At 60.7% G+C, this 14126-nt stretch carries 15 protein-coding genes; 4 read left to right on the top strand and 11 right to left on the bottom strand.

Going from position 1 to position 14126, the window contains the following annotated elements; genetic code table 11:
• The first annotated feature begins 33 nt into the window (after window positions 1-33).
• Genes U1A53_RS07670 through U1A53_RS07655 form a run of 4 tightly spaced genes read left to right on the top strand, consistent with a single transcriptional unit; the run spans window position 34 to window position 3700 of the window.
• On the top strand, window positions 34-999 hold the full coding sequence (locus U1A53_RS07670; protein WP_322280055.1) for a right-handed parallel beta-helix repeat-containing protein: 966 nt from the start codon (window positions 34-36) through the stop codon (window positions 997-999).
• 6 nt (window positions 1000-1005) lie between these two features.
• Window positions 1006-1902, top strand: a complete 897-nt coding sequence (locus U1A53_RS07665) for a ThuA domain-containing protein (RefSeq protein WP_322280053.1) — start codon at window positions 1006-1008, stop codon at window positions 1900-1902.
• Window position 1903: 1 nt separating this feature from the next.
• Entirely contained in the window at window positions 1904-2266 is a 363-nt protein-coding gene (locus U1A53_RS07660) for a hypothetical protein (RefSeq protein ID WP_322280051.1), read from the top strand.
• Window positions 2267-2278: 12 nt separating this feature from the next.
• The gene (locus tag U1A53_RS07655) at window positions 2279-3700 is read left to right on the top strand and encodes a sulfatase (protein WP_322280049.1); all 1422 of its coding nucleotides are present in this window, start codon (window positions 2279-2281) and stop codon (window positions 3698-3700) included.
• Here the strand turns inward: U1A53_RS07655 and U1A53_RS07650 are convergent.
• The 11 genes from U1A53_RS07650 to U1A53_RS07600 form a co-directional block, all read right to left on the bottom strand.
• Window positions 3672-4790, bottom strand: a complete 1119-nt coding sequence (locus U1A53_RS07650) for a radical SAM protein (RefSeq protein WP_322280047.1) — start codon at window positions 4788-4790, stop codon at window positions 3672-3674. The genes U1A53_RS07655 and U1A53_RS07650 overlap by 29 nt on opposite strands.
• A gap of 81 nt (window positions 4791-4871) precedes the next feature.
• The gene (locus tag U1A53_RS07645; protein WP_322280045.1) at window positions 4872-5690 is read right to left on the bottom strand and encodes a DUF2314 domain-containing protein; all 819 of its coding nucleotides are present in this window, start codon (window positions 5688-5690) and stop codon (window positions 4872-4874) included.
• A gap of 72 nt (window positions 5691-5762) precedes the next feature.
• Window positions 5763-6962 (bottom strand): NnrS family protein, encoded by a 1200-nt coding sequence (locus U1A53_RS07640; protein ID WP_322280043.1) that lies wholly within the window; start codon window positions 6960-6962, stop codon window positions 5763-5765.
• A gap of 4 nt (window positions 6963-6966) precedes the next feature.
• A complete protein-coding gene (dsrP, locus tag U1A53_RS07635; RefSeq protein ID WP_322280042.1) occupies window positions 6967-8277 on the bottom strand; it encodes a sulfate reduction electron transfer complex DsrMKJOP subunit DsrP in 1311 nt (436 codons plus the stop codon).
• Window positions 8270-9259 (bottom strand): 4Fe-4S dicluster domain-containing protein, encoded by a 990-nt coding sequence (locus U1A53_RS07630; RefSeq protein ID WP_322280040.1) that lies wholly within the window; start codon window positions 9257-9259, stop codon window positions 8270-8272. The genes dsrP and U1A53_RS07630 overlap by 8 nt, the downstream gene beginning before the upstream one ends.
• Window positions 9260-9265: 6 nt before the next feature.
• Window positions 9266-9904 (bottom strand): hypothetical protein, encoded by a 639-nt coding sequence (locus U1A53_RS07625; RefSeq protein ID WP_322280038.1) that lies wholly within the window; start codon window positions 9902-9904, stop codon window positions 9266-9268.
• A complete protein-coding gene (locus U1A53_RS07620; protein ID WP_322280036.1) occupies window positions 9901-10233 on the bottom strand; it encodes a hypothetical protein in 333 nt (110 codons plus the stop codon). The genes U1A53_RS07625 and U1A53_RS07620 overlap by 4 nt, the downstream gene beginning before the upstream one ends.
• Window positions 10230-10574: a 4Fe-4S binding protein gene (locus U1A53_RS07615; RefSeq protein ID WP_322280035.1), complete on the bottom strand. Its 345-nt coding sequence runs from the start codon at window positions 10572-10574 to the stop codon at window positions 10230-10232. The genes U1A53_RS07620 and U1A53_RS07615 overlap by 4 nt, the downstream gene beginning before the upstream one ends.
• The gene (locus U1A53_RS07610; protein WP_322280032.1) at window positions 10571-11467 is read right to left on the bottom strand and encodes a hypothetical protein; all 897 of its coding nucleotides are present in this window, start codon (window positions 11465-11467) and stop codon (window positions 10571-10573) included. The genes U1A53_RS07615 and U1A53_RS07610 overlap by 4 nt, the downstream gene beginning before the upstream one ends.
• A gap of 2 nt (window positions 11468-11469) precedes the next feature.
• A complete protein-coding gene (locus U1A53_RS07605; RefSeq protein ID WP_322280031.1) occupies window positions 11470-13869 on the bottom strand; it encodes a molybdopterin-dependent oxidoreductase in 2400 nt (799 codons plus the stop codon).
• Window positions 13866-14126, bottom strand: a complete 261-nt coding sequence (locus tag U1A53_RS07600; RefSeq protein WP_322280030.1) for a hypothetical protein — start codon at window positions 14124-14126, stop codon at window positions 13866-13868. Before U1A53_RS07600 ends, U1A53_RS07605 begins: the two co-directional genes overlap by 4 nt.

The following is a 14126-nucleotide window of genomic DNA, read 5'->3' as shown; positions in this document are numbered from 1 at the left end:
GTCATGGCCTGCCGCTTCGTTGAGCAGCAGTGTATGAAAACGATCGCAATTCTAGCCACGCTTTTCCTGTCGGCATCCTTCGCCGCCGACGCGCCAGAACTTGCCGGCACCCGTGGCAAGGTGGGCACACTGGAGAATCCGAAGCTCGTTCACCGGCTCGAAATCACGAGGCCGGGCGTGTATGAGAACTTCCGCGTCGATGCACAGGGCAAAGGCGGCAACATCGTCAAAATCACCGCGGACGACGTCACACTGCGAAATTGCGAGATCTTCAATAGCAGCGGTAATGGCGTCGGTGTGTTCGGCACGCGAGTCGTTATCGAAAACTGCCGCATCCATCACCTGCTGAGCGGCACGTTCGAGGATCAGCACGACGCGCATGGCATCACCGGCCGCTGGGGCGATGTGACGATCCGCAATTGCGACATCTCGCACATCTCCGGCGACTGTGTTCAGTTTGATCCAGATCGCAAATCGCGCGGCAGCCTCACGATTGAGCATTGTCATCTCTGGGCCGGGCCGCTGGAGGCGGATGCGCCAGGATTCAAAGCGGGACAGAGTCCGGGTGAGAACGCCTTTGACTCGAAAACGATGCCGGATGGCGAACGCAACAAGCTCATCATCCGCCATTGCCACATGCACGGCTGGAGCCAGCCTTCGCAGATTCAGAACCGTGCCGCTTTGAATCTGAAGGAGCATATCGAGGCGCTGGTGAGCCGCTGCGTCTTCGACGACAACGAGATCGCCATCCGTGCGCGTGGCCCCGGAGGACGCGGGGACGCTCGAGTCACGATCCAAGACTGCGCGATCTACAACACACAGGTCGGTGTGCGGGCGGAAGACAAGATCGAGCAGTTCAAGATCAGCGGCATGGCATGGGACCCGGACGTGCAGTCACGCATCGAACGCCACGGAGGCAAGGATTTGCCTGGCTATGAGAACACCGGCGAACACGAAGCGCCTCCGATCAACGACCTCGTCGCTAAACCCAAACCCTGATTTCTCATGCAACGTCTCACCCTCCTTCTGCTGTTCATCGTCTCGCAGACTCTCGCCGCCGATCCAGCGCGCGTGCTCATCGTCGTCGGCCCCAGCAAGCATCCACCGGGATCGCACGAAGTCGCGGCGGGCGGACGAGTGATGAAGCACTGCGTCGAAACGATGGCAAATGTGCCCGGCGTGAAAGCCGATGTGGTCGAGACGTGGCCGGACAAGGCCCTGCGTGATGCCGCATCGACCGTCGTGTTCATCGGTGACACCTTTCCCGCTGGGCGCTTCCCGAATCCGCAGCAGAGTCTCGCGGATCTCGATGCGATGATGCAGCGCGGCTGTGGCATCGTGTGCGTTCACTACGCCACAGGCCTGCTTGGCGAGGACGTCACGCCTGAAGGCGATCATCCGTTGCTACGCTGGCTCGGCGGCTACTTCGCCAATCGTTCCTGTCCGCATCACGAATCCTTCGCGCGCATTTTCAGTGCAGCCACCATCACGCCAGCGGCAGCGCAGCATCCCATCACGCGCGGCTGGAAGGAATTCACGCTGCACGACGAGCCCTACATCAACAACTACTTCGGCAAAGGCGAGAACAAGCTCGCGCCAAACGTCACCGCCATCGCGACATCTATGCTGCCACCCGAAGCACCGAAGCGCGAAACCGTCGCCTGGTGTGTCGAGCGCGCCGATGGTGGACGCGGCTTCGGCATCGTGATGCCGCACTTCTACAAGAACTGGACCAACGAAGACCTCCGCCGCTGCATCCTTAACGCCATCGTCTGGACCGCGAAGCTCAACGTGCCCGCCGAAGGTGTGCAGACTACGCTGTTCGATCTGAAGGAATTCCAACCCGTGTCCGTGGACTATGTGCCGCCGCCCCCGAAGCCAAAGAAAGCGGGAATCAAATGATATGGCAGAGATCTATTCCATTTCAGAAATGGCGTTGCGTACGCTTCCTCGTTGTGTGCCTGGCAACCCATCAATCTTCATCACCAACTGCCAAGGTGAGTTGATTGGCCCGGATGATCCAACTCCGAGCACATTCTTGTTCACTCGAAGTGATATGAAGATCATCTGGCAGTGCGCGGCATCAAATCCCATCCAAAGCACGAGACCAGACCGAACCGTGTACTTTTGGTGGCTCGAACAAAGGCGACCTTGGTATGCGTTGGCAGCAAAGCGTTTCAGTTCGATCATCAAAAGTTACCTTCACCATTTAGGCGGTGCGGCCACAGGCCGTGAAATGTCGGAAATTATAGAGATCTGTAAGTAAGTCATTCCTTCCATGCATTCCTTCACCACGTTTATCGCTTTTCACTTCGTCCTTTGCTCTTCGCTCTTCGCCTTGGCGAAGCAGCCGAACGTGATCATCATCCTTGCCGATGACCTAGGCTACGGCGACCTCGGCTGCTACGGCCATCCGAAGTTCAAAACACCGCGCATTGACCAGATGGCGTCGGAAGGAGCGCGGCTGACACAGTTCAACACGCCTGCGCCGTTTTGCGCACCGACGCGCGCCTCGCTCATGACAGGCCGGTATCCCTTCCGCTGCGGCATGACGCAGAACCCCGCGCCAGACGGTGGACCCGCCGCTGATGCGCTGGCGATGCCAAAATCGGAGATCACGCTGGCGCAGGTGCTCAAATCAGCGGGCTATGCCACCGGCATGGTCGGCAAATGGCATCTCGGTCACAAACCCGGCTCGCTGCCCACCGAGTGCGGCTTCGATGAGTATTACGGCATCCCCTACTCGAACGACATGCGGCCCGTGCAGGTGCTCGAAGGCACCGAGGTCGTCGAATACCCCGTCGTGCAGGCCACGCTGACCACGCGCTATGCGAAACGCGCCGCCGACTTCATCCAGCGGAATGCGAAGAAGCCCTTCTTCCTCTACTTCGCCGAAGCGATGCCGCACAAGCCGCTCGCCGTCTCCGAAAAGAACGACAAGAAAAGCGGCGCGGGCCTCTACGGCGATGCCTTGGCCGACCTTGATGACAGTGTGGGCGCGGTGCTCGATGCGCTGAAGCAAAACGGCCTCGACGACAACACGCTCGTGTTTTTCACCAGCGACAACGGCGCATGGTTCGGCGGAAGCTGCGGCGGCCTGCGCGGCATGAAGGGCACCAACTACGAAGGCGGCTACCGCGTGCCCATGATCGCCCGCTGGCCCGGAAAAATCCCCGCTGGTCATGTCAGCCACGAACTCGGCGTGATGATGGACCTCTTTGCCACCGTTCTGCACGTCACCGGCGTGAAGCTGCCCGATGACCGCGTGCTCGACGGCCGCAACATCCTCCCGCTGCTCACCAGCGCCGCCAAATCACCGCACGAGTTCATCTTCGGTCATCAGAATTCCAAGCTCGCCACCATCCGCGATGCACGCTGGAAGCTGCATCTCCTGCCCGCCAGCCAGATGAAGCTCAAACCTGGACCGGACGGCAAGTGGCTCGATCCACGCACACCCGATGGCGTCACCATCCTCGCCCCCTTCGAGCAATACAACATCGATGCCCATCCTGGCCTCACCACCGGCGTCGAACCTGCGAAGATGCAGCTCTTTGATCTTCAGAACGATCCCGGCGAGCAAGTCGATGTCGCCGCGCAACATCCCGACGAAGTGAAGCGACTCCAAGCCGCTCACGATGTCATGAACAAGGACGTTCCCGCTGTCGAGGAGGTCAAACGGGCGCCGTACAAGAAGCCGTAGCCTGTGCTCTCGGCTGATAAACACACGCCGGATCTTCGGCGAACGGATCACCACTGACGCCATAAGCCCGCGCTCGCGAACCACCGCAAACCGCGCGGAACTCGCAGCGCCCGCATTTGCCACCCAGGGCGTCGTTGTCGCGCAGCGACACAAACAACGGATGACCGCGGTAGATGTCCGCCGGGTGCTCCTCGCGCACATTGCCGCAGTCGAAAGGCAGGAACCCGCTCGGTGACACGACGCCGGTGTGCGAGATGAACATCACGCCGCGTCCGTCACGGATGCCGAGCGGTGAGCGCATGCCCGGACGGTGTTTGCCAGTCGTGGCCCCCAGCGATTGAATCACCACGCGGCGGAAGTGATGTCCTTCCGTTGTTTTGACCGCGAACGGAGCCTTGCCGACGAGCGAGGCCATGTCGCGGAAGATGAACTCGATGTCCTGCGGGTCCGGCAGATCGTCGATGCCTGCACGACCAGTCGGCACGAGCAGAAAGACGCTCCACATGGCCGGTTTCAGCTCGAACATGAGCTGCTTGAAGGCCTCATACTCGCGCAGATTGCCACGCGTGAGTGTCGTGTTGATCTGCACGCTCAAATCGGCCGCATGGGCGCGATGCACCGCCGCAATAGTGCGATCAAAGGTGCCTGCGACACCACGAAAGGCATCGTGCGTTTCCCGCGTGGCCCCATCCAGGCTCAGCGAAATGCGCTCCACGCCAGCAGCTTTGATTTCGTGAAAGTCAGCGTGAATCAGCCGCGCCGTCGCCGATGGGCTGAGGCTCACATGCAGGCCTGCGTCGGTCGCTTCGCGCACCAGTTCGAGCGCATCCGTGCGCATCAACGGATCACCACCGGTGAGGATGAGCATGGGCGGTTTCAACTCGGCCAATTGCCGGATGAGGCGACTCGATTCCTCGCGATTCAATTCATCGGGATGCCGGTGCGATTGCGCTTCGGCCCGGCAGTGCTTGCAGGCCAACGCACAAGCCCGCGTGATCTCCCAGAAGACGAGAAACGGGCGTTCATCGAAACCGTCGTAACCCATCGCGGGCACCTTCGAGGCTTCCAGATCCAAAACGGGCATGTTCATGGTGGAACAAACGCCCGATTGCCGAATACGCTCTGCCAACCAATGTCGAAGGCTGTGCCGATATTGTGCGGCTGATTTGTGCTACGATCCAAGCCGGCCATCTTTCAGACAAACTCGGGCAGGGTGATTTTGGAAAAGATTCACTACTGCTTCCCAACCCAATGCTTCGGCCATTTGCTGTGAGGTCATGCCAGAATTGGTTATGGCAGTGGGGTCCGCTCCATGAGCCAGTAACATCTGCACACTGGCAGCGGAGCCAGCCAGTGCGAAGCTATGGAGCTGAGTCCAGCCAGCATCGTCCGACGATCTGGAGTCTTCCGGATGCTGTTTCAAGTGGATCTCCAACGACTTCAGCATGTTCAATGCCATGGGGTGCTCACCCGCCTTTTCTGCCGCAGGATTGCTTTTGCTCCAATCAGGCACTACCAGCACTTGATTAGGGTCGCCAAAATCCAAGCCCCATGCCTCATCATGCGACAAGCGCTCTTCGTCCGACATGCGCAAGCGCATGCAATTGACCGTCCAGCCACCGTAGGCTCGGCCGCCGATCACATACAACCAGTCGTGAACCATGCTAAGCGGCACTGTAATATGATCTCCTTCGGCCACTGACCTCACCCAACGAGGAGAGTTGATAAGTGTCCCTTGAACATTCTGGCCGTCGAAAACATCATCATTGATCCACATGTGCTCAACTTCAGGTCCGTCATCGTTTCGCGAACCAGGCGGATCTGAAAATGGAACCTTTACACAAGCCAAATCAAGTCCGGGAACAATCCGGCGACTTTCCCAGTACAACTCACGCCAGAAAAATTTAAAAGTTCTGCGTGCTTCAGCCACTGCTTCCTGCATGGCGGCATCAAATTCTGGGCGAGGAGATGAGTAGATGGGTGACGACATGCGTGCCGGCAAACTGAGAATCTTGCCATGAAAGAATCAACCACCCGCTTTCATTGTTCAACCAAAGCCGATTTATTCCTCCTCATCCCGTTTTGCAAACCGTCGCCGGTGCCAGAGCAACCAGAACAGCGCCAGCGCTCCCCAAGTCCACGAGGCGTAGATGTGATGCGAGACCGTTGTCGAAGGCATCCAGGCCGGTGTGGCGCGGGTGGTGGCGGCCAGAACGCCGAGGAAGACCAGAAAGCGCACCCATTTGGATTTCACGAAGAAGCCGTCCAGGTCGCCGCTGTGGCCGAACAGCACGCGGCTGCCCACCACGAGCATCAGCATGCCAAAGCCGCCGATGTAGAGCAGGTGCTCGATGCTGACGTGCTGCACATAATGAAACGGTGCGAGCACGATGCCGATCCAGCCGAGGATGAGCGCCCAAAACAGACCCGTGGTGAGCGATCCGGTCTGCTGCGTCTTCCATGTCACCTCGATGAGCAGATAACCCGCCGCGACGATGGCTCGCAGAGCATAGCCGAGCGTGACCTGGCCGAACGCTTCGAGGAAAAAGCTGACCACGAGCAACACAGCGGCGACGATGGAGCGAATCAGCTTCGACTTGCTCTGCGCGGGGGTTTTCGGATCGCCGAATTCGCCGCCGAGCATGCGTGGAAACACAAACGAGCCGATGCCGAGCACTGGAGGCAGCAACAGGCCTTGGTAGAGCAGCAGATTGGCGAGACGCAGCCGTTGCAGGTCCATCAAAGTCGCCGTTGAGAGCAACATCGCCGCTCCCGCGATGCCGCAGGCCAGCCCCGTGAGTGCCAGCAGCATCTGCGGCGGCGGTGCTTCCTTGCGGAACTTCACCACGCGAATCACGAGGCATAGCAGCAGTGAAACGAGCAGCGCGATGAAGAATCCGTCGCCCCAGGCGTGTTGCAGTCGCAAATGACTGATGGCCGAGGCCTGATGCAGCGCGAAGAGCCAGAACAGCTCCAGCGGCGTCAGTTTCGGAGCGGTGGCCATGCGCGGACCGGCGGTGCCGAGAAAGCCGACGACGAACGCACCGCCAAACGCCTCGATCATGAGCCGTGCGTGAACGAAGTTCGGATAGAAGCCGAGCTGCTGCGCATAGAACAGCGGCCACAGCGTCACGCCGATGATGCTCCATACCGCGCCACTGGCGAAGAAGACTCGATACGGCTCGGACGCGAGCCAGAGAAGGCCGTCTCTGCGCGGCCCTTTAGCCTTATGTTTCTTGTGTTTGCAGGCGGGGAAGCTCATGGATTCAGATATGCTCCCCAAACGCGAGGGCGTCTTTGGATTCAATGGTGCGCTGGCCTTGGGCGTCGCGCATGTTGCGGGAATAGACGTTGATGGTGATCTTGAGAAGCAGGGTGTAGATCATAAAACCCAGCGCCCAGATGCCGGCGGTGACTTTCCATTCGGTGAGGCTGGGGCGGTATTCGACGATCTCGTGCAGCGCGCTGGGGATGAAGGCGGGAATGATCATGCCCATGCCTTTTTCGATCCAGATGCCGGCGAAGGCGAGGAAGCAGGCGGTGTTGAGCCACACGGGGAGCTCGTTGAGGCGGCCACGCATGAACATGATGGCGGCGATGATGTTGAAGGCCACAGCGGTCCAAATCCAGGGAACGAGCTCATGATGTCCATGCAGGCCAAAGTAAAGATACTTGGCGGCACCGGTGTGGCTGCCGCCGGTGTAGAATTCGACGAAGACTTCAGACGCCACCATGAGCAGGTTCACGAGGATGGTGATGCGGATGATGCCCACCAGGGTGCGGATGGCACCATCACCGAAGCGGTGGTGGGTAAGTCTGCGGATGATCTGAATGGCGACAATGATGAAGGCTGGACCGCTGACGAAGGCGCTGGTGAGGAAGCGCGGGGCCAGCAGGGCGGTGTTCCAGAACGGACGGCCGCCCAGTCCGCAGTAGAGGAAGGCGGTGACGGTGTGGATGGAGATGGCCCAAATGATGCTGAGAAAGACGAAGGGCACATACATCTTCGCCACAGGCGGCTGACCGCGGTAGCGCTTGTAGAGCAGGTAGCCGCAGATGTGGACGTTGATGAGCAGGTAGCCGTTGAGCACGATGACGTCCCAGGTGAGCATGGAGATCGGAAAATTGAACTTCCCGACGATGGGCATCATGTGCCAGAAGCGATCCGGCCGACCGAGGTCGCACACGACGAACATGATGGCCATGATGACGGAGGCGATGGCCAGCAACTCGCCGATGAGGACGATGTCGTGCATTTCCTTGTCGTTATAAAGATAAGCGGGGATGACCATCATGACACCACCGGCAGCGAGCCCGACGAGGAAGGTGAAGTTGGCGATGTAGAGCGCCCACGAAACATGATCGCTCATGCCGGTGACTGCCATGCCATCCCGCACCTGGATGGCCCAGGCATTGGCTCCGACGAGGAAGATGGCGGTGAGCAGCGTCATCCAGACGTAGAACTTCCAGCCGCCTTCGACGGACTGGCTCACGGCATTGCCGAGGAATCTCAGGTAGCGTCTCCACTCAGGCACATCGGATGTGGCGGGCGAGACGGATGGGGTGGGATCACTCATCGAAGAAGTAGAAGAATTGGGGTTTGAGGCCGAGCTCCTCTTTGAGGACAAAGACGCGTTTGTTCTCCAGCACCCAGCGGATCTCGGAGTTCGGATCGTTGAGATTGCCAAAGACACGCGCTCCTGTCGGGCAGGCTTCAAGGCAAGCGGGCAGTCGTCCTTCGCGGGTGCGATGCAGGCAGAAGGTGCATTTTTCCATCACGCCCTGCGGTCGGATGCGGTTGCTGAGATAGCTTTGGTTGGGATTGATCTCCTCGGCGGGGATCTGCGGCTTGGTCCAGTTGAAACGACGTGCGTGATAGGGACAGGCGGCTTCACAGTAGCGGCAGCCGATGCACCAGTTGTAGTCCACGACGACGACACCGTCTTTCTCCTTCCATGTGGCCTCGACGGGGCACACATCGACGCAGGGCGGATGCTCGCACTGCTGGCACTGCACGGGCATGTAGTATTTGTCGGGCTGCGGCACGGGATGATCGTAGTGCGCGTTGCCTTTCTCGAAATCCATCGAGCCTTTGCTCATCTCGAAGACGCGGATGTAACTCTGATGCGAGGGGCGGTCGTGATTGTTCTCCAAATGGCAGGCCTCGGCGCATTTGCGGCAGCCATTGCAGATGGAGAGGTTCAGCGCGTAGCCAAACTTCACGCCATCGACTGGCTGCGGATCGCTGATGGTGACATCGGCACCGTAGTGGTCCTTGGCCTCCTGCGTGAGCCGCTGGATGACGGCGGCCATTTCCTCTTTGCTGAGTTCTTTGTAGTGCTTCTGGATGAACTCATCCATCGAGGTCTCCTTCGTCAGCTCAGTGAGCGGCGCGAGCGCTTTGGCATACGCCGCGACTCCAAGCGTGGCACCGAGCGCCTTGACGACGGTGCGGCGCGAGATGCCCGTGGGCTCATCGGCAGGCGGTGGCGCGGAGTTGCCGGAGCAGGCGCAATTGCCGGAGCAGGGTGTTTTCGGAGATGTGGATGGATCGTTCATGGCCTGCTAGTGGGAGCCTTCGGCTTTCGGGACGGAGATGCGATCACGCGGCGGCAGCACGGGCTGCACGAGCGGGAACTTGGGATGATGCGGGTCGTGGCAATTGATGCAGTTGTTGCGAATGCGTCCGCCTTTGGTGAGATCCCAGTGGCCATTCATGCCGCCATGACTGCCATGGTCGTAGTCGCGCCGGGCGGTGCCGTGGCACTGGGAGCAGAGCGTCATCACATCCGGGAAGGCAACGCTGCGGCCGTCGGCGAGATGCAGTGTGTCGTAGTTCGAGGCGTTGTGACAACTCAGGCAGGTGAGCGCACCATGCTGGTATTGCAGACCGCGATGGGCCTGAAACAAATCTTCCGCCGTGTTGCGCAGGACGTTCGGCGTGGTGGTGCTGTGGCAGGTGCTGCAGGCGACGGTGACGGCGTTGCCTGCCTTGTCTTTGAGGCCGGTGTCGAGCCGTGGTGTCGCGGGGCCGGGCTTGATGATGACGGGATGCGTCGCTGCGGGCTTCATCTTGGTCACGGGCGCGGGCGCGTTGGGGGTGATGGTCTTCTGCGCCCAGACGATGGCCATGCTGAAGCCGGTGACGAGAACCACGAGGGTCAGCCAGGCGAGCCACGGATGTTTTTTCAGATACAAACTCATGCGGCGGGTGTGTCGAAGTGATGCTGGATGCGCACGAGGCGGAACAGGCCGCCTGGCAGCGCCATGATGGTGTCCCACCAGTCAGCGCCTTCGAAGCGATAGCGAAACTGCACGGCGCGTGCCGAACCATCGAGCAGCAGCCGGCGACCATCGTCGAGCGTGAGCACGGTGTTGTCGGGCACATGACCGGTGGCGGAAAACTTGGGGATGATCTCGGTGATCTGTGCGCAGGCACCGATGTCACGCAGCAGCGTCTCCAGCTCGGCGGCGTCGAACTGCGCCTGCTGGAGTTCAGGTAGTGGCGGTGTGCTGGTGGCGTCAGTGCTCATGCGGTGGGCGGTGGAGTGGATGTGCGGCGTGGCAGCATGAGCACCGCCTTGCGTGGTGCGGGACAGACATCATGACAGATGCCGCAACCGGTGCAGACATCGGGGTTCACCATGGGCAGACCACGGTCGCGGCTCATGGCCCCGGGCACGGGACAGCGCTCGACACACGTGGCGCAAAACGACGTGAGCGCGATGCAGAAGCGTCCCTGAATGATGGCGGTGCGTGGCGTGGCACTCTCAGCCACTGCGGTGGGCTCAACCGGTGGCGCTGCGGCGGCTTTCTTTTGGAAAGTCTTGGCGAAGGCGGAAAAGAATCCGCGTCTGGAAACGACGTCGCTCATTTGGGTGGAGGAGCAGCAATGGGTGCGGGTGGAACAACCACAGGCGCGGGCGCAACGACGGGCTTTGGCGCTGCTGGACGTGCCGCATCCAGCGGCGGGGCGGAGACGAACAGGCGCTGATCATTCTCTGCGGCGGGCACATGGCACTGCACGCAGGATTGACGCTCGGGATGCGGCGTGCGCAGTGCAAAAAGCCCGCTCGGTCCGTGGCAGCTCATGCAATCACTGCGCATGAGCGTGCGGTGCGGCACGGTGGGCGGCGCGCCTTTCCAGGCGCGTGTGCCTGCGGCAGGCGCTTCTTTGCCGTGAAACGTGTTCTCCGTGAGCGGCGCAGTCCACCGCGCGGCCTCGACGGCGGTGAAGGCATGCTGGGTGGACACATGACACTGCGTGCAACTGCCACCCAGGCTTGCGTGGCTCATCTTTGATGCAAAACGGTCCTTCACCTGCATGCCCTGACCATGACAGGCGAGACACGAGGCCGACGAGTCCTGCGTGACCGGATGCGGCACCACAGGCGGCGCACCATCATACGCGCGACGTGCCGCACGATCCCGGAGCGCGGCTTGTTTTTGTTCAGGTGGCATCACGCGCTTGGCATCCGGCGGTGGCACAGGGACTTGCTGGAAATCCACGAGTGAGTTTCGCCACATCGCATTCACACCCTTCGCGGACCAGTCCTGGTCGATGTAGCGCACGGCCACCGGCACGTTCGTGGCACCGGTGAGATCGCGCCGCGCCTCGGGCCGCACGTTCTCCACGGGCCGGGTCATGCTGATGGCGGAGTTCGTCTGGCGCAGGCCGACGAAGTAGCCGCTGACCGCGAGCATCACGATAATGCCGCCAGCGATCATGCTGGACTGCAACGTCTTGGGCTGTCGGGTGTCGGCCATGATCAAAGCGTGGCGCGCAGCACAGTGGCGGCGCATTTTTTGTAGTCGGGCTCTTTCGAGATGGGATCGACCTCGCCCAGCGTGAGGTCATTGCACAGCAACCGCTCGTCGAAGAACGGAATGAACAGCGAACCACGCGGTGGATGCCCGCGTCCGTCAATCCACACCGGCAGCTTCAACTCTCCGCGGCGCGTTTTGATGAGGATGGACTCGCCATTGGCAAAACCGTGCTCCCTGGCGTCGTCGGGGTGCATCTCCACATACGCATGCGGCATGGCGGCGTGCAGTTGCGGGATGCGGCGCGTCATGCTGCCGGTGTGCCAGTGCTCCAGCACACGACCGGTGCAGAGCCAGAAAGGAAACTCGGCATCCGGTTCTTCGGCGGCCTTTTCAGCGGGTGCGAACCAGATGAGCGCCTTGTCGTCCTTGGTGACGGAGTGGTAGAACTGGATCTCCGCGCCCTTCTTCACATACGAGTCATCGAACTCGGAGAAACGGAACTTCGTCTCGCGCCAGCTTCCATCCGCCTGCTGCACCACCGGCCAGCGCAGGCCGCGGGCCTTCACATATTCATCATACGGAGCGAGATCCTTGTGCTTGTAGCGGCTGAAGGCGCGGTATTCCTCAAAGAGGGCCTTGTCCACGTTGATGTCATAGTAGCGCGGCCAGTCCCACACGGGCACCTCCTCGCCTTTGTCGTTTTTGAAGGTGAAAAGAAACTTGCCGTCCTTGTCCTTCATGCCCGGGTGCCCGAGGTCGTGCAAACGACGCGCCACCGCCAGCATCTGCCAGCAGTCGTCACGCGCCTCACCGGGCGGCTTCACCATGCGGAACCACTGCTGGGTGCGGCGCTCGCTGTTGCCATACATGCCGTTTTTCTCCACCCACAGCGCGGAAGGCAGCACCAGATCGGCCAGTTCCGTCGTTGCCGTGTGATAAACATCGGAGACGATGAGGAACTTGTCCGGCTGACCGGCTTTGGCTTTGAAAAGCTTGTGCAGATTCGGCAGGGACTGGCCGGGATTCGTCACCTGCACCCACAGCGTGGAAATGTCGCCACCCTTGTCCGCAGGTGTGCAAAACTTCTCCCACATGAGCACGGTGTGGTGGCCGATCTTCGCATTGATGCGTCCCTCGGGCACGTTCCAGATTTTTTCCGTCTCCTTGCGGTGCTCGGGATTGAGAATGACACGTCCGCCGGGCAGGAAATGGCACATGGTGCCGACTTCGCGCGCCGTTCCGCAGGCGCTGGGCTGGCCGGTGAGCGAGGTGGGCGCATCACCAGGCTTGCCATAGTGTCCACTGAGCAAATGGATGCCGTGGCAGAGGCGATTGGCGTTCGTGCCGCGTGAATGCTGGTTGAAGCCCATGCACCAGGTGCTGGTGATGCGGATGTCCTTCCTGCCAAACAGACCGGCCAGCATGCGGATATTCTCCGCAGGCACGCCGGAGAGTTTTTCGACATGCTCGGGTGTGTAGGGCTCCAGCGCGGCCTTGTAGTCGTCGAAGCTCATCGCATCACCCAAGAGCGGCGCGGTGGGCGTGGCCGCGGGGTCTTTTGGTGCCTTGCGGAAGTTGCAGAAGCGTTCGACGAAGGTCTTGTCGTAGGTGCCGCTTTTGATCAGCAGATATGCGATGCCATTCATGATGGCGAGATCGCTGTGCGGCCTGAACTCGAGGTAGTGATCGGCAAACTCGGTCGTGCGCGTGCGCCGCGTGCCGATGTCGATCAGCGTGACTTTTTCTCCGCGCGTGCGGCGGTCGATGAAGCGGCTGAAGAGCACCGGGTGCATCTCCGCCATGTTGTTGCCCCACAGGATGAGCACGTCGCACTTGTCGAAGTCGTCGTAACAGCCTGATGGCTCGTCCACGCCATAGACACTGAGAAAGCCCGTCACCGCGCTGGCCATGCACAGACGCGCGTTCGGGTCGATGTGATTGCTCGAAAGGCCGCCTTTGATGAATTTGTTCGCCGCGTAGCCTTCCGGGATGGTCCACTGACCGCTGCCATAAATGGCGAACTTGTCCGGCGCGGCCAAAATGCGCTGGGAGATCATTTCGACGGCCTCCTCCCACGAAATCGGTTCCAGCACGCCGTTTCGACGCAGCAGCGGCTGCGTGAGCCGGTCCTTGCCATACAGCGCGAGTCCAACGTGATAGCCCTTCACGCAAAGCAGGCCCTTGTTCACCTCCGCGAGCTGATCTCCCTCGATGGCGACCACACGCCCGTCTTTGACGCCGACACGCACATGACAGCCGGTGCCACAAAAACGACAGGGGGCCTTGTCCCACTGAATGTCGCTGGCGGCGGCGGTCGGAGCGGCTCCGAAAGCACGTTGTTGCGCGGCTGCGGTCGCGGCGGCCAGCGCGCTGAGTTTGGCAAATTCACGTCGTTTGATCATGCGGGCAAAAGGTCGGGTGTTTCAGTCATTTCAGGTTCAAAGCTCACGTGTACAACATCCACATAAGCCACACCGGGCTGAGCGGCGATCCAGTCATGCACTTCGCGACATTCCACATCACTTTCGGCCTCCACCGCCACCGGCAGCCAGCGATCGGACGCCTCTCCCACCGTGAGTGCCGGATGCGCCGCCAGTTGCTGCGCCACGCCGCAGGAAACGCTGGTGTCCAGGCTGATGAGAAGGCCGACGGTGGTCAT

Source organism: Prosthecobacter sp. (assembly GCF_034366625.1).
Lineage (GTDB): Bacteria > Verrucomicrobiota > Verrucomicrobiia > Verrucomicrobiales > Verrucomicrobiaceae > Prosthecobacter.
This window is presented reverse-complemented; position numbering and strand designations above follow the sequence as displayed.

Excerpts from the sequence above, each read along its gene's own strand:
- U1A53_RS07625 (WP_322280038.1), bottom strand. The coding sequence starts at position 9,904 with ATGAGTTTGTATCTGAAAAAACATCCGTGGCTCGCCTGGCTGACCCTC.
- U1A53_RS07655 (WP_322280049.1), top strand. The coding sequence starts at position 2,279 with ATGCATTCCTTCACCACGTTTATCGCTTTTCACTTCGTCCTTTGCTCT.
- U1A53_RS07615 (WP_322280035.1), bottom strand. The coding sequence starts at position 10,574 with ATGAGCGACGTCGTTTCCAGACGCGGATTCTTTTCCGCCTTCGCCAAG.
- U1A53_RS07620 (WP_322280036.1), bottom strand. The coding sequence starts at position 10,233 with ATGAGCACTGACGCCACCAGCACACCGCCACTACCTGAACTCCAGCAG.
- U1A53_RS07600 (WP_322280030.1), bottom strand. The coding sequence starts at position 14,126 with ATGACCACCGTCGGCCTTCTCATCAGCCTGGACACCAGCGTTTCCTGC.
- dsrP (WP_322280042.1), bottom strand. The coding sequence starts at position 8,277 with ATGAGTGATCCCACCCCATCCGTCTCGCCCGCCACATCCGATGTGCCT.
- U1A53_RS07665 (WP_322280053.1), top strand. The coding sequence starts at position 1,006 with ATGCAACGTCTCACCCTCCTTCTGCTGTTCATCGTCTCGCAGACTCTC.
- U1A53_RS07645 (WP_322280045.1), bottom strand. The coding sequence starts at position 5,690 with ATGTCGTCACCCATCTACTCATCTCCTCGCCCAGAATTTGATGCCGCC.
- U1A53_RS07630 (WP_322280040.1), bottom strand. The coding sequence starts at position 9,259 with ATGAACGATCCATCCACATCTCCGAAAACACCCTGCTCCGGCAATTGC.
- U1A53_RS07610 (WP_322280032.1), bottom strand. The coding sequence starts at position 11,467 with ATGGCCGACACCCGACAGCCCAAGACGTTGCAGTCCAGCATGATCGCT.
- U1A53_RS07670 (WP_322280055.1), top strand. The coding sequence starts at position 34 with ATGAAAACGATCGCAATTCTAGCCACGCTTTTCCTGTCGGCATCCTTC.
- U1A53_RS07605 (WP_322280031.1), bottom strand. The coding sequence starts at position 13,869 with ATGATCAAACGACGTGAATTTGCCAAACTCAGCGCGCTGGCCGCCGCG.
- U1A53_RS07660 (WP_322280051.1), top strand. The coding sequence starts at position 1,904 with ATGGCAGAGATCTATTCCATTTCAGAAATGGCGTTGCGTACGCTTCCT.
- U1A53_RS07650 (WP_322280047.1), bottom strand. The coding sequence starts at position 4,790 with ATGAACATGCCCGTTTTGGATCTGGAAGCCTCGAAGGTGCCCGCGATG.
- U1A53_RS07640 (WP_322280043.1), bottom strand. The coding sequence starts at position 6,962 with ATGAGCTTCCCCGCCTGCAAACACAAGAAACATAAGGCTAAAGGGCCG.